The 20,794-nt window shown below is 61.6% G+C and carries 25 protein-coding genes and 1 pseudogene; 17 read left to right on the top strand and 9 right to left on the bottom strand.

The annotated features are described in order from the left end of the window. The first annotated feature begins 223 nt into the window (after positions 1 to 223). Positions 224 to 804: pseudogene (locus tag NVV79_RS11935) on the top strand (histidine phosphatase family protein). Between the two features lie 741 nt (positions 805 to 1,545). On the opposite strand, the gene NVV79_RS11930 reads toward NVV79_RS11935, so the two are convergent. Next, the gene (locus NVV79_RS11930; protein WP_303989592.1) at positions 1,546 to 2,379 is read right to left on the bottom strand and encodes a hypothetical protein; all 834 of its coding nucleotides are present in this window, start codon (positions 2,377 to 2,379) and stop codon (positions 1,546 to 1,548) included. After that, positions 2,376 to 2,846 carry a hypothetical protein gene (locus tag NVV79_RS11925; protein WP_303989590.1) on the bottom strand — a complete coding sequence of 157 codons (471 nt, stop codon included), beginning with the start codon at positions 2,844 to 2,846 and terminating at the stop codon, positions 2,376 to 2,378. The genes NVV79_RS11930 and NVV79_RS11925 overlap by 4 nt, the downstream gene beginning before the upstream one ends. 100 nt (positions 2,847 to 2,946) lie before the next feature. Here NVV79_RS11925 and NVV79_RS11920 point away from each other — a divergent pair, with 100 nt between their 5' ends. From NVV79_RS11920 to NVV79_RS11905, 4 genes are all read left to right on the top strand, one after another. Next, complete coding sequence (locus NVV79_RS11920; RefSeq protein ID WP_146290418.1) at positions 2,947 to 3,924, top strand: hypothetical protein; 978 nt, start codon at positions 2,947 to 2,949, stop codon at positions 3,922 to 3,924. Between the two features lie 280 nt (positions 3,925 to 4,204). Further along, complete coding sequence (locus tag NVV79_RS11915) at positions 4,205 to 4,765, top strand: hypothetical protein (RefSeq protein ID WP_303989585.1); 561 nt, start codon at positions 4,205 to 4,207, stop codon at positions 4,763 to 4,765. Positions 4,766 to 4,776: 11 nt separating this feature from the next. After that, complete coding sequence (locus tag NVV79_RS11910) at positions 4,777 to 5,421, top strand: hypothetical protein (RefSeq protein WP_303989582.1); 645 nt, start codon at positions 4,777 to 4,779, stop codon at positions 5,419 to 5,421. Between the two features lie 294 nt (positions 5,422 to 5,715). After that, positions 5,716 to 5,919, top strand: coding sequence for a CsbD family protein (locus NVV79_RS11905; RefSeq protein ID WP_303989579.1), 204 nt, complete (start codon positions 5,716 to 5,718; stop codon positions 5,917 to 5,919). Positions 5,920 to 6,001: 82 nt separating this feature from the next. Here the strand turns inward: NVV79_RS11905 and NVV79_RS11900 are convergent, their stop codons facing one another. The 5 genes from NVV79_RS11900 to NVV79_RS11880 form a co-directional block, all read right to left on the bottom strand. After that, positions 6,002 to 6,574: a superoxide dismutase family protein gene (locus NVV79_RS11900; protein ID WP_303989577.1), complete on the bottom strand. Its 573-nt coding sequence runs from the start codon at positions 6,572 to 6,574 to the stop codon at positions 6,002 to 6,004. Between the two features lie 198 nt (positions 6,575 to 6,772). Next, complete coding sequence (locus NVV79_RS11895) at positions 6,773 to 6,934, bottom strand: hypothetical protein (protein ID WP_303989574.1); 162 nt, start codon at positions 6,932 to 6,934, stop codon at positions 6,773 to 6,775. Positions 6,935 to 7,249: 315 nt separating this feature from the next. Then, positions 7,250 to 8,950, bottom strand: coding sequence for a GMC family oxidoreductase (locus NVV79_RS11890; protein WP_303989571.1), 1,701 nt, complete (start codon positions 8,948 to 8,950; stop codon positions 7,250 to 7,252). Further along, positions 8,947 to 9,621: an enolase C-terminal domain-like protein gene (locus NVV79_RS11885; RefSeq protein ID WP_303990399.1), complete on the bottom strand. Its 675-nt coding sequence runs from the start codon at positions 9,619 to 9,621 to the stop codon at positions 8,947 to 8,949. Before NVV79_RS11885 ends, NVV79_RS11890 begins: the two co-directional genes overlap by 4 nt. After that, positions 9,527 to 10,159 (bottom strand): hypothetical protein, encoded by a 633-nt coding sequence (locus NVV79_RS11880; protein WP_303989568.1) that lies wholly within the window; start codon positions 10,157 to 10,159, stop codon positions 9,527 to 9,529. The genes NVV79_RS11885 and NVV79_RS11880 overlap by 95 nt, the downstream gene beginning before the upstream one ends. Positions 10,160 to 10,263: 104 nt before the next feature. Here NVV79_RS11880 and NVV79_RS11875 point away from each other — a divergent pair, with 104 nt between their 5' ends. The 12 genes from NVV79_RS11875 to NVV79_RS11825 all read left to right on the top strand — a co-directional run bounded on the left by NVV79_RS11875 (position 10,264) and on the right by NVV79_RS11825 (position 18,281). After that, positions 10,264 to 10,944 carry a FadR/GntR family transcriptional regulator gene (locus NVV79_RS11875; protein WP_146291560.1) on the top strand — a complete coding sequence of 227 codons (681 nt, stop codon included), beginning with the start codon at positions 10,264 to 10,266 and terminating at the stop codon, positions 10,942 to 10,944. A 45-nt stretch (positions 10,945 to 10,989) separates the two neighbouring features. Next, complete coding sequence (locus NVV79_RS11870; protein ID WP_303989564.1) at positions 10,990 to 12,285, top strand: sugar ABC transporter substrate-binding protein; 1,296 nt, start codon at positions 10,990 to 10,992, stop codon at positions 12,283 to 12,285. A gap of 31 nt (positions 12,286 to 12,316) precedes the next feature. Beyond that, positions 12,317 to 13,219, top strand: a complete 903-nt coding sequence (locus tag NVV79_RS11865; protein ID WP_303989561.1) for a carbohydrate ABC transporter permease — start codon at positions 12,317 to 12,319, stop codon at positions 13,217 to 13,219. Continuing rightward, the gene (locus tag NVV79_RS11860; RefSeq protein WP_303989558.1) at positions 13,216 to 14,037 is read left to right on the top strand and encodes a carbohydrate ABC transporter permease; all 822 of its coding nucleotides are present in this window, start codon (positions 13,216 to 13,218) and stop codon (positions 14,035 to 14,037) included. Before NVV79_RS11865 ends, NVV79_RS11860 begins: the two co-directional genes overlap by 4 nt. A 4-nt stretch (positions 14,038 to 14,041) precedes the next feature. Beyond that, a complete protein-coding gene (locus tag NVV79_RS11855; RefSeq protein WP_303989556.1) occupies positions 14,042 to 15,151 on the top strand; it encodes an ABC transporter ATP-binding protein in 1,110 nt (369 codons plus the stop codon). After that, complete coding sequence (locus tag NVV79_RS11850) at positions 15,148 to 15,894, top strand: SDR family NAD(P)-dependent oxidoreductase (RefSeq protein ID WP_303989553.1); 747 nt, start codon at positions 15,148 to 15,150, stop codon at positions 15,892 to 15,894. The genes NVV79_RS11855 and NVV79_RS11850 overlap by 4 nt, the downstream gene beginning before the upstream one ends. 22 nt (positions 15,895 to 15,916) lie before the next feature. Next, positions 15,917 to 16,333: a heme-binding protein gene (locus tag NVV79_RS11845; protein ID WP_303989551.1), complete on the top strand. Its 417-nt coding sequence runs from the start codon at positions 15,917 to 15,919 to the stop codon at positions 16,331 to 16,333. 150 nt (positions 16,334 to 16,483) lie between these two features. Beyond that, positions 16,484 to 16,690 (top strand): outer membrane protein, encoded by a 207-nt coding sequence (locus NVV79_RS11840; RefSeq protein ID WP_369684721.1) that lies wholly within the window; start codon positions 16,484 to 16,486, stop codon positions 16,688 to 16,690. A gap of 174 nt (positions 16,691 to 16,864) precedes the next feature. Next, complete coding sequence (locus tag NVV79_RS11835; protein WP_303989549.1) at positions 16,865 to 17,101, top strand: hypothetical protein; 237 nt, start codon at positions 16,865 to 16,867, stop codon at positions 17,099 to 17,101. Positions 17,102 to 17,150: 49 nt separating this feature from the next. Continuing rightward, positions 17,151 to 17,378, top strand: coding sequence for a hypothetical protein (locus NVV79_RS11830; protein ID WP_303989546.1), 228 nt, complete (start codon positions 17,151 to 17,153; stop codon positions 17,376 to 17,378). Positions 17,379 to 17,685: 307 nt separating this feature from the next. Next, positions 17,686 to 18,039, top strand: coding sequence for a DUF982 domain-containing protein (locus tag NVV79_RS22635; protein ID WP_369684720.1), 354 nt, complete (start codon positions 17,686 to 17,688; stop codon positions 18,037 to 18,039). Between the two features lie 2 nt (positions 18,040 to 18,041). Beyond that, positions 18,042 to 18,281 (top strand): hypothetical protein, encoded by a 240-nt coding sequence (locus tag NVV79_RS11825; protein WP_303989543.1) that lies wholly within the window; start codon positions 18,042 to 18,044, stop codon positions 18,279 to 18,281. 327 nt (positions 18,282 to 18,608) lie between these two features. Here the strand turns inward: NVV79_RS11825 and NVV79_RS11820 are convergent, their stop codons facing one another. Both NVV79_RS11820 and NVV79_RS11815 read right to left on the bottom strand, forming a co-directional pair. Further along, positions 18,609 to 19,862 carry an MFS transporter gene (locus tag NVV79_RS11820; protein ID WP_303989540.1) on the bottom strand — a complete coding sequence of 418 codons (1,254 nt, stop codon included), beginning with the start codon at positions 19,860 to 19,862 and terminating at the stop codon, positions 18,609 to 18,611. Positions 19,863 to 20,032: 170 nt separating this feature from the next. Next, positions 20,033 to 20,794: an isochorismatase family protein gene (locus NVV79_RS11815; RefSeq protein ID WP_303989536.1), complete on the bottom strand. Its 762-nt coding sequence runs from the start codon at positions 20,792 to 20,794 to the stop codon at positions 20,033 to 20,035.

Below are 20,794 nucleotides of genomic sequence, written 5' to 3'. Positions count from 1 at the left end.
GTTTGGCAGCCTGCCTTCCACCGGCGCGTGATGATGCCGGATGGAGGAGTGACGGAGTGTATCCGTAGCAAACGTTATCGCCCTATAACGGCGAGCGCCAGTCACTCTCATTTTGCCCCTCTGTACCTGGCGTTCAAATGTAGATGTTTCTCAATTTTTCGCTGTAGATAGTCAATTGCCGGCACGGCGGCCAAGAGCAAGGTGCGGAACAGGTATTTTGATCATGGGTCAGGTGATTTATCTCGTGCGACATGGTCAGACAGTCTGGAACACACTGGGGCGACTGCAGGGCCTGCAGAATTCCCCCTTACGGAATATGGGCTGGGGCAGGTCGACCGGATGGGGCAAGTGCTGCTCAACGCACTCGAAGGCAGGGACGAACCCCTGCAGTGTCATGTCAGCCCGCTGGAACGAGCGCAGGTTACGGCATCACGCCTGCTCGCGAACATGTCCCAGATGAGCCTCAAGACCGACGATCGGCTGGCTGAGGTCAGCTTCGGCTCCTGGGACGGGATGACAGCATACGAGATTAGCATTGAATACCCAGGTGCGCTGGACGGTGCAGAGGCCTTTGACTGGTTCTTCAGAGCTCCCGATGGCGAGAGCTTCGAGGGTGCGAGCGCCCGGCTTGGAGCCTGGCTGAAGTCGGTTTCCGGTTCCACTATAGCCGTATCGCACGGGGTCGCAGGTCGCGTGCTCATGGGAGTTTATCTTGGAGTGCCGCGTCACGAGGCGCTGCGGCTTGCGGTGCCCGATGGCGGGCTGGCCTGCCTTGCGGACGGGAAAGTCACGTTCCTGAGCTGATGACTCGGGACCGTGGCCGAGGCTGCGCACATGCCATATTTGCCGACGCAATTAACGGAAAGGCCGCAGACCTCTACGCCACCTTCGGCTTCACCGCGCTGACTGACCGGTCGAATACCGGCGCAGCGCCTTTTATCGGGGGAGTCGCAATAGCAGCGGGTTCATGAATCAATCTGCTGTCTGTTCGACCGCCGTTTCAGCGTTGTCTTGCCTGTGAAATCCAGTGCCAGAAGCGCCTGGCATCCTCTCTGATTGACCTGGAGATCCGCTTCGACAAGCGTCTGGCGCGCCGCCTCCAGTAGGTATCCAGCACCCGATGGCGCCAGAAGCAGACGTGGATAGCGATCAACCGCCAAGGCGATAGCCGGAGCAGAAGTCGCTCAAGCTCGACATCATGGCCTGACCGCAGCGGTCTCGAACGATTGATACGCATTATGGCGCGGCGGGTGGCGCCTCGCCACCGGGTATTAACCTGTCTGATCGAGGCCGAAGACAGCTTGGGATAGCGCCTTGCAAACTTCTTCCCGCCCTGCTGTTCAGCAAGCCAGGCGAGCGCGGCATCGTCACTGCGCTCAAGCCTGCGCCGCATTGCCCGGAAAAGGTCGTCAAGTTCCGTTTCGGACAGATATCCGGCAGCGGATGCCAGGCCATTCATCCATCTGTAGTGGCCCGCTTCCATGTGAGAAGTCGCCCAGCGTACCCAGCGACGGGAAATGGGCGGTCGGGCCGGTGCGCCGAGCCTTACCCGCCCGGCGCCAATTCCAAAGGGGCAATGGCGCTTTCAAAAGCCGAAACCAATTGCTGCGCCCCTTCGGAAATAAGGCCAGAGACCAGGCGGTCGTGACCGGACGCTTCCACGATATATTTGAGGGTCTCCTCGCTGTCGGGATCGGCAATCTCGCTGAGCGGGCGTTCCAGACGTTCGAGGCCGGCAGCGATCTCCTCACCAAGCGCCGGCAGATGGATAACACCATGGCGGGCCAACTTGATTGCATCGAAGAACGGATGGTCCTTGGGCAACAATGCGAGATCGTCGGGATCGCAGACCGGCACCGGCACGACGAAATGATCGGGCATCACCGCATGAAGTTCCTCGATCATGGTGACGGCACCGAGCGCGGAATCGTGGATAGGGCGCATCGGAACGGCAAACATGGCGTGAATTCCCCGGTTGGCCAGCCACTTGTTGAACCGGCCGGCGTTCAGGATCGAGCCGATGCGCTCCGAGCCCTGAGCCGAGGCGTCGAGCAAGACAACGCGGCGGGGGTGGTCGGGAAGCGACAAAAGGGCGTCGCTCAACGGCGAGTGATTGTGGAGATCGATCGACGTCTTGCCGCGCATGATCTGCGAGGCCTTGGCGAGATCGATCCGTACCGTCGGCGCAAAGCACTCGAGCAGGTGGTGGATGTCGTGCTGGAGAACGACCAGCTCAAATCCGCCATCAGCAAACTCGTTTGCCGCAATACGCGATACCGTTGTCTTTGCGGATTTCTTGGGGCTTACCGTCACAAAAAAGCCGATACGGGTGCCAGCAGGGATAGAAAGGGTGGGAAAAGGATAACTCATGATGCTCACTCAAATTGTCCAAGTCGTTTGCTGATATCGGCACCCTGGCGAATGCGGGCCCGTCGCGCGCGGCGCTCATCGGGGGGATCGCCCATCTGCGGCGGCTTGGGCGGGTGAATCTTTGTTTCCGCATGCACCGGAGCCGCGATGGAAACCGCAGGAGCCGGTTCAGGCGCGATGGCACGTGCGGCGTCAAGCCCAAGGCGCTGGTTGCGCAGGGTCGTCCTCGAATAAAGCTGGATCAGCGTCTTCTTCTCTGCCACTCCGAGCGGCGCAACATCGACCGGCACATTGGCGCTGGGGTTCAGGTAGACGGCAACCACCCGCGGCGCGATCCATGACCAGGGAACCCGGCGCACCAGAAGCGGCGCAATCACCAACCGGCACTCATTGAGAAAGCTCGTGAGCGACACGGGTCCGCCCACAGCATCCCAGCGCGACTTAAGCGCCTCGATAAAACGGCGATGATGGTCCAAGTCAATCATCAATTTGAGTGATAATGAAATTTCATTAGCGTCATTGTGTGATGGACACCCCGACTTGTCAACAGCGTGCAGTTCGTGCAGCTAAATCGGCATGGAACGTATTCGAAAATGGGCAGTCCTGGGCCGTCTGGCCGCCATAGTGCGGTCACGCCAACCGGATGATGCTAGGCTGGCATTCGAAGCCGATCTGGCGGCGCGGCTCGGACTGTCGCGGGGCGCATTGCGCAATTATGCGGACGCCGTCAAACTGGTTCGCGACATCCCCGAGCACGGACTCAGAACGCTTCTTTTTCGCTCAAGCGCCGTCGCGGCCAGTACAACAGCACGCTGGTTTCGCCGCGACCCCGATGCTGTCCATGACTATCTGCGAAATGGGCTTGCCGGGAATCCACCCAGGATCGTCGATGACCGGGCGCTGCTCAGGGCCGCGCGTGTAGCAAGGCCAACTCCGGTCCCATCGGTGCGGCATAGGTGGATGCCGTCACCCCCCAACGTTGCCGTCCAGCTCAAAGCCGTGGTTGAAGCGCCCCGCCTCGCATGGCGAAACGAAATCATCCGCTCCGTTCCCCAAATCATTGACCGTCCCCGCGATGACCGGTTTGCTCTGGCGGATACCCGCGATCCCCTTTCGAGATTTCTCGGCCTTACCTGCGCGGTTGTTGTCAAAGCCAGCAAAGCGGATAACGGCGATGCCAGCCTCCTTTTGACGGTCCGCGACCAGTCGATGGTTATCGGGTTTATCGAGATCGACCAGATGGTCACCTTGGAGCGCTACAGGACCGAGGCCCGACCGATCTGGACGCGCGCCATTGCGGCAAATGTCTATTTTGGCGGCCTCGTTGTTCTCGTGCTGCCCTCGTCAGCCGCGCGGCGACATATGTTGTCCCGGATTCCTATCGCGGGGGCCGATTGGATCAACCATCCCCAGGCTTCCGTTCCGCGCCGCGACAGGGACCACCCCTGCCGCAGCCGACCGGTCATTGCCCGCTTCGGGGAGCGCGCGATCATGATCTCAACGCGCCGCTCGCTGCTCGGTGACATCTTCGACGAGGCACCATCCCTTGGCTAACCCGGGTGACCAGTTTGGAAAAATCGCGGAACCTGACGGGAGCTTGTTGATCAGATGGTGGCAGGTTGTTGGTCGGATGTAGATCAAATGTCGATCATCAAGCGTTCACTCCTTCTGGAGCCCTTTGGCTTGTTGACCATCTGTCGATCAGGTGTTGATCACCTGATGATCAAACGGTGATCCGAGAGGCCAAAAGCCCTTGGCTGGATGGAACATAAATTCATGGAGTAATGCGACTTTGCATGATACATTCGTGGAGTAATGCAATTGACAGATCGACATGCCGCGCCACCACTTGCCGCCCTCAGGGCCCGCTGCCCCCGATACGATAGAAGATCATCTGCGCATCGGCCGTCGCTGGCTTGCCGATGCCATGATGCTCTTTCCTGATGCCCTGCCCGAAGATGCCCTTGCCGCCGTTCAGCGACAGAGCGGACCGCTCGCGCGCCGGTCGATCCCCCGCTATCGCGCCGATCTCCGCTATGCTCTTGCCGAGGAAATGGAGGCCGCCGGGCGGGGCGCCAGCTTCCCGACGGCCTGGGAAAAGGTCGATGCCGCACTTACGGCGCGAAAGGCAACAATCCCCAAAGAGAAGCGACGCACGTCGGCCAAAAAGGTGGTCGATGCCGCAGACGCCGAAGCAAGGGCGCTATTTTACGAACTCAAGCGCCATGGACTCAAATACGAAAATCGAATTCGATACTTGCCGCGCTCTTTGTCCTCGTGGCGGGGCATAGCGGATTCCGGCCCATCGAACTGCGGGGCGCAACATTCGACGGAGCATGGCTCACCCTTCCCAATGCCAAGAAGCGCCCGGGCCAGACGCCGACCCGCAAGCTGAATCTATCCGAGATGCACGAGGACGTCCGAGCTGGCGTCGACCTGCTCCTGCGCATGATCGACCATGATCTGAGCAAGCGCGAATTCGCCAAATGGCAGAAATGCCTGGCCGGGCAGCTCGAGCGCGCCTGCGAACGTATCGGCACTCGTGTCCTCTCGCTCTATAGCTTTCGTCACGTGGCGATTGCCTCCTGGGCCGCGGCGGGACTGTCTCCCCCGGAAATCGCGCTCCTGTGCGGGCACTTGTCGGTGCGCACCGCCCACACCCATTACGCGCGTGCCGGCGTCGGCCACAAACGCAAGGCTGTAGCCCGTGCGGTTGTCGTGCCGCAAAATGAGCCCGTTCCGCCTGCAGGCAAGCTTGGGTACGAAAGAGCGCCGAAAATGTTGTCCCCGGACCCTACCAACCCGGCGGCACCAGATCAGGAGCCAGGCTTTGTAATTGAGGACATGCCCGAACCGGTTTTCAAGCGTGATACGAGCCGTCCTGCACTATCGGCCAAAGAGGTGCGCCGCCATCTTGACGGCTTAGTTGATCCCCGGGATCCCAAGGAGATTGCAGCCAATATTGCGCGTGCGCAACGCCAGCGCGAGGCCAGGAATGCCGCCCATCGCGTTGACGACGATCGCGACGGGCCAGCATCAAAGAGCGATTGAGGTCTATACCAATTGACCCCAGTTTTGCCGGCTAGCGGTGGAGAGCTAACGCGGTGGTAGCTCAAACCCCTGTGGCGGCCGCGACTGCCGGGGAAGCGGATATTTGTATCGAGAATCCTGTTCGGTAAGGCGGTCTGGCGTGATGGCCCCCGTGGGAACTGGAGGCCAAAGAGCAGTTCGAGCACGCGTTCCGCCTGTCTTCACGAAATGTGCCAGCATGTCGGATGGCTCGCCATGGACGGAACGGCACCCAATTTTAGGCGTTGTCCACTCACACAATGAGAGGAGACCATTATGGACTGGAATCGCGTCGAAGGTAGCTGGAAGCAGATGGCGGGCAAGGTGAAGGAGCAATGGGGCAAGCTCACGGATGACGACATCGCCCAGATCAACGGCAATCGCGAGCAACTCGAAGGCAAGATTCAGGAACGCTACGGCAAGGCCAAAGATGACGTCAGGAAGGATGTTGACGACTGGTATAGCCGTCAGAACTGGTGATATTCGTACATATGTATAACACAAAGGCCCGACGTAATGCCGGGCCTTGTGCGGGTAAGGACAATGCCCAACGCCGCGACAGTTACAAGGCGGCGGGGGCTCCGATGACCGCGCAGGCGATGCGGTCGCCCGAATTGCCGGATGGGTCTGTCACCATGTCGTCAGGGCCAGCGTGCACAACCAGCGCCGTACCATCTGCATCGAAAACATAGGCTGGATCGCCTTCGGTCAATGAGATCATGTCGGTTGTGAGATCAACGGCTACGGTTCCATCTTCGGCCGCCGTGACATTGGGCAAATCTCCCGAGTGCGGGCCTTGCGGATTTTCCAGTCCATGCTGGTGATCGGTCGGATTGAAATGATCGCCTGCCGATTCAAAGGCGCTGCCCGGATCGCAATCGCCCGTCGCGTGAAAATGGAAGCCGTGTTCGCCAGCGGAAATGCCCATGAGATGGCCTTCTATGGTGACGCCGCCATCGCCTCGGGTCAGCGTCACGCTACCGACTTGGGCGCCGTCGCTGTCAATGAAGCTGGCGGTGGCGTCCTGAGCATGCGTGGGCATTGCCAGAACGAAGATGGCGGCTGGCGCCAGAACAGTCGTGATTTTCATAAGATGATGCTCCTTGATCGGATTAGGACGCTGAATGCACAACATCGGAGGGATGGCCACCGTTCCCCGGGGCGCGGTAGGACCCTTACGGCCCCCTGCATGCAGGCGCTTTCGTCGCTGCAGACGCCTCCGCCATGTTCAAGTGGCGATCCATTGCAGCCAGCAAAGACGTCGCAGCGGCATTCGCGATCAATACGAATTACTCAAGATCTCAGGCTCTCGGTAGCTCAACAGAACCCCTTCTCAGTCCAGTGTATGTGTCGCCTTGTAATGCAGAAATCCGGCTACCGCTGCTCCTGCCGCTATGCAAACCGCGATGCCGATCGCCGTATTCCCCGCCATGTATCCAATGGCGCTTCCTATAACGACGCCGCCGAGGATTCCCCAGATGAGATTGCTGGCCATGCCTCGTCCTCACTAAAGATGTTTGTCCCATTGTTCAGGGCCTTAACGAGGTTCGGTCGTCAATTGCCCTTCTGCATCAGTAACGCCTGCGCCGGCGATGGGTTCGGGAGTTTGCGATTCATTCTGATTCCCAAGACGCATTTGCCGTCAGCGCAACGTGTCGGGTGGCAGCGAATTCAATCGGCAACGTCTGCGACACGGTTTCATTGTCCATGATGGAGGACAATGCCATGGCCGGCCCTGAAGCTGCGTCAACTGGCTTGCCGTAGCAGACGATTCTATGGCGGCGTGTCGAACCACTCATGGGGCGTTCAGTTAGTGGCTCGGGATGGCCAGAAGGCCATCGGCTAATTTTTCTGCCAGCATGATGGTGGGGAGATTGGTATTGGCGCGGGGCACTCTCACCATGCTCGAGGCGTCGATGACATGCAGGTTCTCCATGCCATGCACCAGCCCCGTTCGCTCGTCCGTAACGGCGGCGGGGTCATCGGCCCGGCCCATGCGACAGGTGCAGGACGGGTGCCAGCCCACCACCGTATGCTTGTGCACCAGCGCGGTCATGGCGTCATCGTCGCGGAGGGCCAGGCTCAGGTCGTCACCGGCGGCAAACAGGCGGTCGATCACCATGTCCCGCAACTTGGATGGTCCATCGGTGAGCAAAGCCGGCACCATGGTGGCGGCCCAGTTGCGAAGATTGACGTCTCCCACCAGCTTTGCCATGGCGCCATGCGTTGCGGCGAACGGATGCGCAGCAGCAGCCTGCAGCGCTTCGGTCGCGTAGAACGCTACCATCTTGCGCACTGCGACTTTCATGCGCTCCAGGTCGCGCGCGTCGGACAGCATTTCGAGCCGCATGTCCGGCTGACCGTTCGGATTGGCCGGATCGAGCCGGATGTAGCCCTGCGAATAGGGCTTGTTGATCCAACTGAACAGCGAGCCGATGCGCAGCCCGACCGGATGCCAGGCGGATTTTGCGACGACGACCATGAACATGTCGCTCGGCCCGCAATCGGCCAGTTCGGACGAAAAGCGCAATCCCGACTGGACATGGCGACGCGGAACCGCCCCCATACGCGATCCCCGGCGGATCCAGGACGACATGGCGATGGAGGGGTGCTCCTGCAGGTTCCGGCCAACGCCCTGCAGATCGTGCAGAACCGGAACCCCTGCTGCCCGGAGTTCATCGGCCGGACCGATGCCGGCGCGCAGCAGGAATACCGGCGAGCGCGTCGCGCCGGCCGACAGGATCACCCGGCGCGCCATTACATGCTCCTTCCCGACCCTGGCCCCGACGACCCGACGGCCATCCATCAGCAATTCATCCACGACGCTGTCGGTCCTGATGGTGAGATTGGACCGCGCGCGCGTCGCCGCGTCGAGATAGCCCATGGCCGCGGAAATCCGCTGCTGGCGATTTGTGGTCAGTGAAAGCGGGAACCAGCCATCTTCGAACACGCTGTTCTGGTCGCCGATATTTTGATAGCCCTCCGCCGAAAAGGCTGCTGCCGCCGCCCGGGTGAAACCGGGCCACTGGCTTTCGGGTACCCGGCTGATGGCGATGGGGCCATCGCGCCCATGCAGGAGACCGTCATAATCCATGTCGGTTTCGAGCTTGCGGAAATAGGGCAGCACGCTTTGCCAGTCCCATCCCTCGGCGCCCAGTTCCGCCCATTCGTCATAGTCCACCGGCAGGCCGCGATTGCCGATCTCGCCATTGATGCTCGAGCCCCCACCAATCAGCCGCGGCTGAGCATAGGCCTTCAGGGGCGGCCGGTCCGGGTCATTATGCGGGACGGGCAGCAGATGCGCCTTGAGATCCTGCCACTGATAGGACGGGTTGAACGCTGCCCGATAGGGATAGACGTCGCGGATCTCGTCAGGCTCCTGCCCCGGCTTATGGTCGACACCAGCCTCAATCAGCAGTACACGATTGGCGCTGCTGGCCGACAGGCGATTGGCGAGCACGCAGCCGGCGGAACCGCCGCCCACGATGACGAAATCATAGCCCGATGTCACGGCCGGTCACCCCTAAGCGTGAACTCCTGGAAAGCCGTGCGATTGGCGAGGATATAATCCCAGTCATAGTCGACGCCGAGGCCCGGACCATCAGGCACCGGCATGCAACCATCGGCGCCGATATCCTCGAGTGCATCGCTATAGCCCGGGCCGAAGACCGGCGGCACGGGATTGGCGACGCCTGGCGCGACGAGGGACAGCTCGTACCAACTCGAATTGCGCATCGAGGCCATGCAATGGCGTTGCGCCGGGCCGGCGGCGTGAATTTCGCAATCGAGCCCAAAGGCCTCGGCCAGATGCGCGGTCTTCATCGTGCCGGTAATGCCCATGTCGTAGTCGGGATCGACGCGGATATAATCGGTGGCGCGTTCGCCTATCCAGGCCGCCTTGCCCTCCAGCCCGCGCACATGCTCGGTCAGCATGAGCGGCGTGCGGATGTTCTCCTTGAGCTGGCGGGCAGCATGGGGCGACCAGCCGGCGTCCATGAACGGATCTTCGAACCAGAGATAGCCGCCCTCGTCGCAGGCCCGGCCGACATAGATGGCGTCGGCGAAGGTCTGCAATTCGCTGGCCGCGTCATACATCAGCGCCATGCGGTCGCCGACGCGCCTGGCACAGAGCAGGAGATTGGCCGCCTCTTCCTTGGGGTCGCCTTCCCCCCAGCCGTGGATCTTGTATCCCTTGTAGCCGAGCGGCGAGGCACTCTTCGGCGAAGTCTGCATAGGCCTCGATGGAATCGAGAATGCCGTGCCGGCCGCCATTGAGCGTGCTGGCATAGGTCGGCAGGCGTTGACGATAGCCACCCAGCAGCCGCCATATCGGCCGTCCGACAGCCTTGCCGGCCAGGTCCCACAGCGCGATATCCAGCGCCGAATGGCCGATGGCCATATAGTGACGGTGAAAGCGCTTGAGCTTGTTGTAGATGGCTTCGCGCTCTTCGGCGTCCTCGCCCAGGATCTGGCTGGCCAGCGCCTTGACCTGGCCCACCATGGCGCCGTTCTTGCCGCTATGGACGCTACAATATTCTCCCCGTGCGCCGTCCTGAGTCTCGATCACCACGGCAAAGGCGGAGAGGCGGCTCTGCTCGCCCTTCATCACGCAGCGATTGCCACTCTCATCCATGCCCAGACCGTCCACGGTATAGCCGAATTCGTGGATTTCCACCTTGGCGATGCGCGAGCCGGGCCGTGCCCCAATGATTCTTTTCATTTCATCCCTTAGAATTTCTCGCTTGCAAAGAGCCAAGCTGTCTGACAGAACAATTCTAGTCAGACAACAATCTGCCCGTCAACGGATATTGGTGTCGAGGAAACATGGAAGCCGAAAGTCGCAGTGAAAGTGCCTATCGCCAGCTGGTCGCCTTCATGGGGCAACTGGATGATGGACAGCGCCTGCCCGCCGAATCCGACTTTGTCGATATGTTCGGCCTGTCGCGCGCCAGCATAAGGGAAGCGCTGGCGCGCCTGCGCGCCGAAGGCCAGGTGCGTTCCCGCAAGGGGTCCGGCAGCTATGCCGTGCACAATGGCTCGCCGGAAATGATGCGCCTTTCGGCCATCGAAACCATGCGCGACCTGGCCGAATGGCACGAGGTCCGCCTGGCGCTCGAAAGCGAAGTGGCCGCCCTTGCCGCCGACCGCCGTACCGACGCGGACCTGGCCAACCTGCAAAAGGCCCAGGCCGACCTGATCGTCCAGCTCGCCAGCAACCACGCCGACAAGGAAGACGTCGCCTTCCATTCGGCCCTGGCGGCCTGCGCACATAGCCCAAAGCTCAGTGACGCGCTGGGGAGGCTCACCTCGCACATCTTCAAGTGGAGCAGCCTGTCGGCAGAGCGCGGCTTTCTCACCCTGGCCGAGCGCCGGGAACTGATTTCACTCGAGCATGGCGGCATCGTCGATGCCGTGGCGGCCCGCGACGCAGACCGCGCCCGGGCCGAAATCCGGCGGCATCTGCTCAATGGACGCTCACGAGTCCTGAGCACGCTCGAGCGTTAGACCCCGGGAGAAACCGGGAAAATTCAAGCAATGGAGGAACTTGGAATGAGTATCGGTAAACTGGACCGCCGCACGGTCCTGAAACTGGGAGCGGCATCCGCGCTGCTGCCCGCCCTGAGCGGCATCGCCCTGGCCCAGGGCCAAAGCGGCACCATCCGCATCTGGACTTTTCTCAGTGCCGAAGGCCAGTCGCCGCGCGAAGTCGTGCTGCGCGAACTGATCGAGAAATTCACCGCGGCCAATCCGGGCGTATCGGTGGTCGTCGAGGCCCAGCCCTTCCAGGAACTCGAAACCAAGTTCGTCGCTGCCTCGGCCCAGAACCGGGCGCCCGACATCATCTGGATGCGTGACACCTTTCTCGATCTGGTCAATCAGCGCGGCGCGCTCGCCAACCTCGATGACGAATTGTCCGCCGGGTTCCAGAGCGATGTCATTCCCGATCTCTACCCGGTCTTCGCCGAAAAGTCGGTCATGGATGGCGTTCGCACCTCACTGCCTCTCTGGCCCTCGCCCGCACAAATCCTCTTCTATCGCAAGGACGCTCTCGCCGAAATCGGGCTCGATGCGCCGCCCCTGACCTGGGAAGAATTCATTCCCGTCGCCGGCAAGTTGACCAGTGGCGACCGTCTCGGTTTCGGCCTGCCGACCAATGACAACAGCGTCTCGGCCTTCATCAACATGATGACCGGTTTCGGTCCGGGCATTTTTGACGCGGCGACCGGCCAGTTCGATGTGACCGGCCCGGAAGCTGTCGAAACCGCCAATGTTGTCCGACAGCTTGTTGCCGCCGGCGCCCTGTCCTCCACCCTGCTGAACGCCATGGGCGACGATATCCAGGATCAGTTTGCCGCTGGCCGCTTCGCCATCGTCCAGGCTTTCGCGCCGCGTTTCGCCCAATACAAGTCGATTGCGGCGGCCTATGACCCCAATGACCTGGCGGTTTCGGCCTGGCCGGCCTTTGGTGATCGGCCCCCTGCCGTGCTGCTCGGGCCCTATTGGACAGTGGGTGTTTCGGCAAAATCCGAAAACAAGGCCGCCGCCACCGCCTTTGTGGAAGCGCTCTATACGCCGGAAGCCTCGATGCAATGGGCCGAAGTTGCCGGGCTCGTGCCCGATCGCCGCTCGGTGCAATCCGATCCTTTCTTCAGCACGCCCGAAGCCGAGTCCATTGCCGTGTTCAATGCGCTGCTCGACGCACCGGGGGCCCTGACCTTCCCGCCCAAGCTGCCCGATATCACCAAGGTCTTCCCGATCATGAACACCGCGCTTCAGGAACTGATCGGCACCGACGAGGACGTGGGCGCCATCCTCGAACGCGCCAAGGCAACGCTGGGTTGGTAATACGATGACGACGACGGCCATTGAGACTTCGGTGGATTCTTCCCGCGCCCTGCACTCAGTGGCCCGCAAGACCAAAATCGTGGGGTCGGCACTTGTCGGCCCCGCACTCATCCTCGTGGTGGCGATCAATGTGCTGCCGGCCTTTTATGGCTTCTATCTCAGCCTCCGGCAGGTCTTCTTCTTCGCCGATGAAGGCTATGTCGGGCTGCAGAACTATGTCGACCTGTTCCGCGACCCCTTTGCCTGGCAGGCGATCGGCCGCTCGCTGGTCTTCACCTTCGGCTCTCTGGCCATCGCCGTCCCTCTGGCGCTGGTTTCGGCCATGGGCATTCGCCGCCTCGGCAACTGGGGCAGCATCCTGCTCACCGTCCTGCTCGTGCCGTGGGCGATGAGCCCGATCGTCGTGGCCCTGCTGTGGAAATGGATCCTGGTGCCCTCGCCCGGCGGGCTTGTCGGCGCCATATTCGCAGCCTCCGGCGTGCCGCCTCAGGATCTCTTGACCGATCCAGTCCTCGCCATGCCGACGCTGATCCTCATCGGGGTGTGGCGCAATTTCGCCTTTGCCGCGATCATCCTCACCGGCGGCCTCGGGCAGATCCCGCGCGATCTCTACAAGGCCGCTGCCGTGGACGGACTGGGCGCCTGGGAAGCGTTCCGCAAGATCACGCTGCCGCTGCTGGCGCCATCGCTGCTGATCGTCATCTCCATGCTGACCATCAGCTATTTCAACGAGGTCCAGACCATTATCGGGCTGACCGGCGGCGGCCCGATCCGGCAGACCACGACCCTTGGCTATCTCCTCTACCACACTGGTTTCGTGGAGCTCGATCAGGGGCGCGGCAACGCCATCGCCATCGTCATGTTCATGATCAACATGCTGCTCATCGCCCTCTACATCAAAATCCTGGGCAAGCAGCCGGGAGCTGCCGCATGAAAACCGGAACCCGAACCTGGCTGGTGCTGGGGTGCCTGCTCGCCGCACTGGTCGCTCTCGGCCCCATCGTCTGGGCGTTTTCGACCTCGCTCAAGCCGACCAACCGCATCTTCCAGGTGCCGCCCGAGCTCATCCCCTCGGTGTCGACGCTGGACCATTATGCCCGCCTTATTTCCGAAGGCGTGCACTGGGCCTTCCTCAATAGCGGTCTCTATGCCGTCATGGCGGTGCTGGTGGCACTGACCCTCGGCACCGTGGCCGGCTATTCGCTGGCGCGCTACCCGATCCCGGGCAAGCAACTTGTTCTGGTCCTCTTCGTGGGGGCCATGGCGGTGCCCGGCTTCGCCGTGCTGCTGCCCACCCAGTTGCTCTTCGTCAATATGGGTCTTTACAACACCTACATCGCGCTGCCCCTGCTCTATGCCGGCCATATCCTGCCCTTCGCGGTGTGGGTGACACGCTCGCATTTCAGCACCATTCCGCGCGAACTCGAACAGGCGGCGCAGATCGACGGCTACTCCCGTTTCGAGGCCGTGTGGAAGGTCGTGCTGCCCGGCGCCAAGCCGGCGCTGCTGGCCGCCGCGACCTTCGGCTTCCTGCACTCCTGGAACGACTATGTCACCGCGACCACCATGGTCGACACGCCGGGCCTGCGCACCCTGCCGGTGGCACTGATCTTCTTCCAGGGTTTCCATGGCCGGGACTGGGGCGCGCTGATGGCTGGCGTCATCATCGCCACGATACCGCCCGTCGTCATGTTCCTCCTGTTCCGCAAATATCTCATCGGCGGCTTCGCTGATGGTTCTGTGAAAGGCTAATTCGGTGAACGCAGAGTTCCGCAAAGCATCGACGGCCCAATCGGTCCGCTTCATCAATGTCGGCAAGAGCTACGGCAATGTCCGGGCTGTTTCGGACGTCAATATTGCCATCGAGCCCGGCCAGTTCGTCACTCTGCTGGGGCCTTCGGGCTGCGGCAAGAGCACGACGCTCAACATGATCGCCGGTCTGGAAATGCCCACCGAGGGCCAGATCCTGATCGGGGATCGCGACGTGACCACCGTTAAGCCGGCCGACCGCGACATCGCCATGGTGTTCCAATCCTACGCGCTCTATCCGCACCTGACGCTCTATGAAAACATCGCGTTTCCGATGCGGGCGCGCCGCCGTCGCACGCCCGAAACCGAGGTGGACAACAAGGTTCGCAACGCCGCGCGCATGCTTGGCCTCGAAGCCATGCTCAGCCGCTTCCCGCGCGAAATTTCCGGCGGTCAGCGTCAGCGCGTGGCGCTCGGCCGCGCCATGGTGCGCACGCCGACCGTTTACCTGCTCGATGAGCCACTCTCCAATCTCGACCAGCAATTGCGCGTCCAGATGCGTTCGGAACTCAAGGACCTGCATCAGCGCCTCGGCGCAACCATGCTCTATGTCACCCACGACCAGAGCGAGGCCATGACCCTTTCCGACCTCATCGTCGTCATGTCGGCGGGCCGCATCGAACAGGTCGGCACCCCGCGTGAGCTCTATGACCGTCCCGCCAATCTGTTTGTGGCGCGGTTCCTGGGCGAGCCGGGCATGAACATCCTCGATGGCGAGCGCGTCGCCGATCGGCTCGTCGGCGCCGGTTTTTCCCTGCCGCTTTCCACCACCGTCGTCGCCTCCGAGAAGCGGCTCTCGGTGGGGCTGCGGCCCGAAGACATCGAAGATGACCCGTCCAACGACGCGCCGATCAAGGGAACGGTCCGAACCGTTGAATTTCTCGGCTCGCGCAGCCTGGTCCGCATCGACGTGGGCGATGCACTGGTTTCGGCCTTCCTCCCCGCAACGGTGGAACTGGTCGCCGGCCAGGCGGTCGGGTTGCGTCCGGCCGACACGAACAAGACCCGCTTCTTCGACACGCAGTCGGGCCTGGCGGTTGAGGAGACAGTGAAATGAACCAGATCGATCTCAACGGCGAAGTGGCCGTCATCACCGGCGGCGCGCAGGGGCTGGGCTTTGCGATGGCCCAGCGCATTCTCCAGTCGGGCGCCAGGGTAAGCCTGTGGGACCGCGATGGCGACACCCTGGCCCAGGCCGTCGCCGCGCTCGGCGCTGGCACCTCGAGCCAGACGGTGGACATCACCGATCTCGATGGTCTCGTCGCGGCTCATGCACGGGTGGAGGCGGACATCGGCCCGGTCTCGATCCTGGTCAATTCGGCCGGTGTCGCCGGCAGCAATGGGAGCCTCGATCAATATGATCCGGACGAATGGCGGCGCGTGGTCGAGATCAATCTCAACGGCACCTTCTACGTCAACAGGGCCGTCGTCCCCTCGATGAAGGCGCGTAACTACGGACGCATCGTCAATATCGCCTCGGTAGCCGGCAAGGAGGGCAATCCCAATCTATCCGCCTATTCTGCCGCCAAGGCGGGCGTAATCGGCCTGACAAAATCGCTGGGCAAGGAACTGGCCGGCTTCGACATCGCCGTCAATGCCATCACTCCGGCAACCGCCAAGACCCGTATCCTCGAAACCCTCACCGAGGAGTTCATCCAATATATGCTGACGCGGATTCCGCGCGGTCGTTTCCTCGAAGTGGACGAGGCCGCTTCGATGGTCGCCTGGTTGGTGTCACGAGAGAACAGCTTTACCACGGCCTCGGTGTTCGATCTCTCGGGCGGCCGGTGCACCTATTGATGAGCAGCGACTAGGTCAGAAAATGGAACTTCGCACCGCTTTCGCCCTGATCGAGGCGACCTTCGAAGAAGGACGCCGTCGCAATGCACGCCCTTTGTCGGCGATGGTGCTCGATCCGGGCGGGCATCAGATCGCCGGCGCCCGCGAGGATGGTGCGGGCTTTGCCCGCCTCGCCCTTGCGCAAGGAAAGGCTTGGGGCTCACTGGGCCTCGGTTTCGGATCGCGCGTGTTGTCCGAAAAGGCACCGCAGGCGCCTGAATTCTTCGCCGCCGCCGCCAGCCTTTTCGAGGGCAGACTGCTGCCGGCGCCGGGCGGCTTGCTCCTGCTGTCCGATGGCAAGCTGGTCGGTGCGCTCGGCGTTTCGGGCGATACCGGCGACACGGACGAAGCCTGCGCCATTTTCGCAGCGAGCCAGCTTAGTCTTGAGTATGATCGGTAGAACCAGGCACTATTTCTGGTGACACCGGGCAGGTAAGCATGTCCCTCGCACCAGCTGCAAGGATCGCAATTCGATGGCGGCGCCGCCTTCGGGCGGACCTCTCCCAGCCTTGGAGCAGCCATTGGTGGCATCGGACTCGACCTGGATGAAGTGAACCGCACCGGTTACACAATCGGCGCCGGTCTGGAGTATCGCGTTACGGAGAATATCTCCATCCAGACAGAATACTCCTACACCGATCTTGGCAGCAATTCCGTTGGTTATGCAGCAGGTGGCGGCGGTATTCCTGCCGGCACTGCCATCGATGAGGAAGTGAAATTCCACGCGGTGAAGACTGGCGTGAATTTCCGCTTCTAAGACAAGGACTGCACTCCTTGCCAACGGCTCCAGCTTACTGCTGGAGCCGTTTCTTTTGCCGTCATTCAGCTCGGCAAGGGCATGGCCCCACCCATGAAGTCTTGGCCGCAAAATGGAATGAGATAGACTCTCCGGGTAGGAGAGCGCATCCTGCAGGCCTTGCGGGAGGCCACCATGCAGGAAAAAAGCATCGTTCGAGAACTTGAAGTCTCCGACGGTTTAGAGGCCCATAAGGCCAGCTATTACGTTGAAAATGGCGTGCTGCATGCATGGATCGGCGAGAAGATGATTAGCCTGACCATGGGCGTCGATGCATCGGATGAGGCGGTCCGCCGGCTTTTGGTGGGGCATATCCAGACCAAGGCCTGGCGGCAGCGGTTCGCAGACCGATGGGCCGGAAGATTACGCTGAAACCTTTGTTGCGCCCCAGGCTTATCCCAGCACCAATGGAGGATCGACAATGACCTATGAGGACCAAGCTGAATTCGGACAGCGGCAGATGTATGCCAGGTTCATGGGGGCGTTTTCGCTGGCCATGGGCGCGCTATGGATTTTGGGCGTGCTCATCATGCTCACAGCGGCCTACAAGGGATCGACCATGAGCGATGCGGCCGTGGCGACCGTCGACACGAGCGCGCCTGCAGCGGCCACGGGCGCCACGCTGCCTGCAGAGGCACCCGCGCAATAATCATGCCTCTATAGCTGTCAGAACAGGTTCTGAGGTTCCAGCCATGAGTGAGGCATTGCCCGCAAGGTAGCGACGCGTGTCGCGCCGGTCATGGGTGGGAGCCCAGGCATTCCGGAGAGCCGGCGGTCATAGGCGTGTACCTATTTCGTCATCACGACGACGGATGGCAAATTGATAGGGCGGCGACCCCGGCTGATGAAAGTCGGGTTTCGCGCAAGCCAAACCCTTGAATTACTTTATATTTGACCCATATGTATTTCACGGGTCAGTCCGCACTTCTACATTTTCAAATATTTTGGAGCTTCTGATGGGATTAAAACCATTCATGCGGCCTATTTTTCTTCGTATGGACGCAAGTCCATCGGGGAAATACGAGGTGCGCAACGTCGCCGAAGCGATTCAGTATCTGGAATATTTCTGGTCCGCCCCCCGAACAGTCGATTACAAACGAGCCAAAGCCATTTGCCGGAGCGCGCTGGACCACCTCGTGTCGGCCGAGTCCGCGCGTCACTACGTGATAGCTGCAGCGGAGCGCGCCGGTATTCTGGATCGCTCCGCCAACCGAGCCACCGCGCTGATCGTGCCTACGCCCCCCATAGCGGCGCGGGCCTGGGCTCGCGCCACCCCAACGAGCTCCCTCACCCCCTCGCATAGGATATGAACATGACCGTCAATTATTCCGACGCCGCCGAACTCTTCCCCGGCAAGAACACGAAAAAGTCCAGCCAGATTGGATACAGGCGCTTCAGCTCGGTGGCCGAAGCAGTTCGCTTCGCCGTCGAGGACATGCCCGCGATTTTGCTCCGAGGCGCATTCCTGCAAGTGGACGAGAGACGGTTCGATGGCTCGCAAATTCGTAGCCTCTACAATGCCGAGAACTTTCCGCTTACTCGTGCTGCATAGGACCGAGCATGTCGGCCTGGCGAACTGCTCGACAATCCAGCTTGGTTCTCGTTAGCCGGAGCATTGGCGCATTTGGCAAGGGCGAAGAGTTGGCGTGCCGGCTTCTGCCTGAAGTCTCTCCATTCGCAGGGGTCAACGCGCCGACGCCAGCGAGCCTTGCTGCCTTGGGTGACGCATTTCCTCCGACTGAACCCGGCGGGCGCTCTGCATGAGAACGCTCGCGATGGATCTGAAGGCTGTCGCCGCTATCGGGCCTGCTGAACCGGTTCTTCTCGTTCAGCTCAAAGAGCTTTTCGCTGGCTTCGCGTTGACCCTTGAATCGCCTGGTTAAGCCTTCAGCGACCGCAGCCGCGGCATCCAGAACCAGAGGATGACGGCGAAGATCACGACGACCATGGCCATCGCGGCCATGGCGAGGCGTGGGCCGACCGCGGCGGAGAGAAGGGCCATGGTCGCCGTTCCCATGGGCATCAGGCCTCGGGTCATGAACAGCGAGGAGAGAACGCGGCCACGATAGGCATCGTCCACCGTCAGTTGCAGGATGGTGTTGTTGGACGAGTTGTAGGCAATGTGCATGGCCCCGGCGGTGAAGAGCGCTGGGATGGCCCAGTAAATGTTGGGTGCGGCGGCAAAGAGGATTAGCGCCAGTGCGAAGCAGGCCATGAAGATCAGCATGGTGGAGCCGTGCCGCGCATCGCGCTGCAGGTAGCTTGCCAGCAGACCGCCGCAGATCGAGCCTGCTGCAGCCAAAGCTGTCATGAAACCCAGCCCGCTGGCCCCGGTATCGAAGACCTGGGCGGCAAAGACGGCGAGGAACTGCATGTAGGGCTGGCAGAAAAAAGTCGGTACCAGGGCCACCGCCACGAGCATCAACAACACGGGCTCGCTCTTCATGTAGGTGAAGCCGCCCACCAGGCTCGCCAGCAGGGATTCGGATTTGCGCTCCACCTTCTGGTCAGGCAGGTCAAGCATCAGTAGCATGACCATGACGGCGCTGAAGCTCAGGGCATTGACGACGAAGCAGGCGGTGATGCCCAGGGTGGCAATGATCGCTGCCGAGGCGAGCGGCCCGATGATCTTGGCCATGTTGATGGTGATCGAATTGATCGATACGGCGCTCGCCATGGCTTCGCGAGGCACCAGTTGATAGACCAGCGAGTGTCGCGCCGGCAGGTTGAAGGCGACGATGAGCCCGCGGCAGGTGGCCAGCGCCATGATCAGCCAGACCGAAGCGCCGAAAAAGGCCACGGTACAGGCCAGCCCGATCGCCACCATCATGGCCAGGAACTGGGTGCAGATCAGCATGGTGCGCCGGTTGACCCGGTCCGCGATGACGCCGCCGAACAGGGCGAAGAGCATGATGGGCAGGCCACGGCCGAGATTGACCAGCCCGAGCATGACCGGGTCGTTGGTAGTGGAGATGACCAGCCAGTTGAGCGCGATCTGGTCCAACCAGTCGCCAACGAAGGAAATGGCGTTGCCACCCCAGAACAGCCGATAGTTGCGATAGCGAAGGGCGGCGAAGGTGCCGGGGTGAGGCGCCTGTTCGCTGCTGTTGATAGGGGCGTCGGAAACGGTCATCTGGCCTTGCTGCTGTTGATCTGCGGACAAGGCGACCTATTCGACCGCCGACCTTGTCATGGCACCGGCATCGAGATGGGCGTGAACTTCGTCCACCTGCCTGACGTCGGTATATTTGTGGCGCAGGCGAAGGGAAAGACCCCGCCCGGAGGCGAGGCGGTGGGGCAGGTTTATTCGGCCGCTGCCAGCGCGGTCATGCCGTGGCCCGAGGGCAGGTCGAACAGGCCCTGCGGGACGGTGTTGAGATAGTCGATCACCTCGTCGCTGGGACGCACATTGGCATATTTGGCATGCATGTCGAAGAGGTTGACGGCGTGGCTCACCTGGGTGCGGTCGAAGCAGCCATCTTCCACCACGGTGCAGCGGAAATTGAGCGAGAAGGCGTCGAGTACGGTGGCCCGTACGCAACCCGACGTCGTGGTACCGGTGACGATCAGGCTGTCGCAGCCGAGCAGTTGCAGATAGGACGCCAGCGGCGTGCCGGCAAAGCCCGAGGGTTTTTGCTTGAGCACGACGAGGTCGCGCGGGCCGGGGGCGATGTCATCGACAATGGCATTGCCGTCACGACCGTCCGCCTCGAGCAGCGGGGCTTCGGCGCGGCGCTTGGATTTCCAACTCCACGACCCCGAGTCCCAGTTGTCGGCACGGCGCATGCCGGTAGTGTAGATCACAGGAATGCCCTTGTCCCTGCAGAGCCCGATCAGCTTCTGCAGCACCGGCATGGCTTCCCAGGCGTCTTCGCCGCAGGAGGTGCGCCACTTCTTGATGCTTTCGAGGATTGGCCGGGGCTCCTCGTCGCAGAAGGCATAATTGACGTCGATGATGATGAGGGCGGGCCGTGCGCCCCAGTCGGCCAGGCCGCCGAAGCCGGATGCGGCCAGCACATCCTTGTCGCGGTCGGTCAGGAACTTGTCCCAGATACGTTCAGTCAT

The organism is Devosia ginsengisoli (assembly GCF_024707105.1).
GTDB classification, from domain to species: Bacteria; Pseudomonadota; Alphaproteobacteria; order Rhizobiales; family Devosiaceae; genus Devosia; species Devosia ginsengisoli_A.
Note: the sequence above shows the minus strand (reverse complement) of the source record. Positions and strands in the feature narration are given on the sequence as shown.

Bases quoted from the DNA above. Each gene is read 5' to 3' on its own strand.
- NVV79_RS11900 (WP_303989577.1), bottom strand. From the start codon at position 6,574: ATGTTGTGCATTCAGCGTCCTAATCCGATCAAGGAGCATCATCTTATG.
- NVV79_RS11845 (WP_303989551.1), top strand. From the start codon at position 15,917: ATGGAACTTCGCACCGCTTTCGCCCTGATCGAGGCGACCTTCGAAGAA.
- NVV79_RS22635 (WP_369684720.1), top strand. From the start codon at position 17,686: ATGGGATTAAAACCATTCATGCGGCCTATTTTTCTTCGTATGGACGCA.
- NVV79_RS11835 (WP_303989549.1), top strand. From the start codon at position 16,865: ATGCAGGAAAAAAGCATCGTTCGAGAACTTGAAGTCTCCGACGGTTTA.
- NVV79_RS11820 (WP_303989540.1), bottom strand. From the start codon at position 19,862: ATGACCGTTTCCGACGCCCCTATCAACAGCAGCGAACAGGCGCCTCAC.
- NVV79_RS11815 (WP_303989536.1), bottom strand. From the start codon at position 20,794: ATGACTGAACGTATCTGGGACAAGTTCCTGACCGACCGCGACAAGGAT.
- NVV79_RS11850 (WP_303989553.1), top strand. From the start codon at position 15,148: ATGAACCAGATCGATCTCAACGGCGAAGTGGCCGTCATCACCGGCGGC.
- NVV79_RS11830 (WP_303989546.1), top strand. From the start codon at position 17,151: ATGACCTATGAGGACCAAGCTGAATTCGGACAGCGGCAGATGTATGCC.
- NVV79_RS11895 (WP_303989574.1), bottom strand. From the start codon at position 6,934: ATGGCCAGCAATCTCATCTGGGGAATCCTCGGCGGCGTCGTTATAGGA.
- NVV79_RS11905 (WP_303989579.1), top strand. From the start codon at position 5,716: ATGGACTGGAATCGCGTCGAAGGTAGCTGGAAGCAGATGGCGGGCAAG.
- NVV79_RS11915 (WP_303989585.1), top strand. From the start codon at position 4,205: ATGCCGCGCCACCACTTGCCGCCCTCAGGGCCCGCTGCCCCCGATACG.
- NVV79_RS11880 (WP_303989568.1), bottom strand. From the start codon at position 10,159: ATGAAAAGAATCATTGGGGCACGGCCCGGCTCGCGCATCGCCAAGGTG.
- NVV79_RS11920 (WP_146290418.1), top strand. From the start codon at position 2,947: ATGGAACGTATTCGAAAATGGGCAGTCCTGGGCCGTCTGGCCGCCATA.
- NVV79_RS11875 (WP_146291560.1), top strand. From the start codon at position 10,264: ATGGAAGCCGAAAGTCGCAGTGAAAGTGCCTATCGCCAGCTGGTCGCC.
- NVV79_RS11825 (WP_303989543.1), top strand. From the start codon at position 18,042: ATGACCGTCAATTATTCCGACGCCGCCGAACTCTTCCCCGGCAAGAAC.
- NVV79_RS11910 (WP_303989582.1), top strand. From the start codon at position 4,777: ATGCACGAGGACGTCCGAGCTGGCGTCGACCTGCTCCTGCGCATGATC.
- NVV79_RS11870 (WP_303989564.1), top strand. From the start codon at position 10,990: ATGAGTATCGGTAAACTGGACCGCCGCACGGTCCTGAAACTGGGAGCG.
- NVV79_RS11860 (WP_303989558.1), top strand. From the start codon at position 13,216: ATGAAAACCGGAACCCGAACCTGGCTGGTGCTGGGGTGCCTGCTCGCC.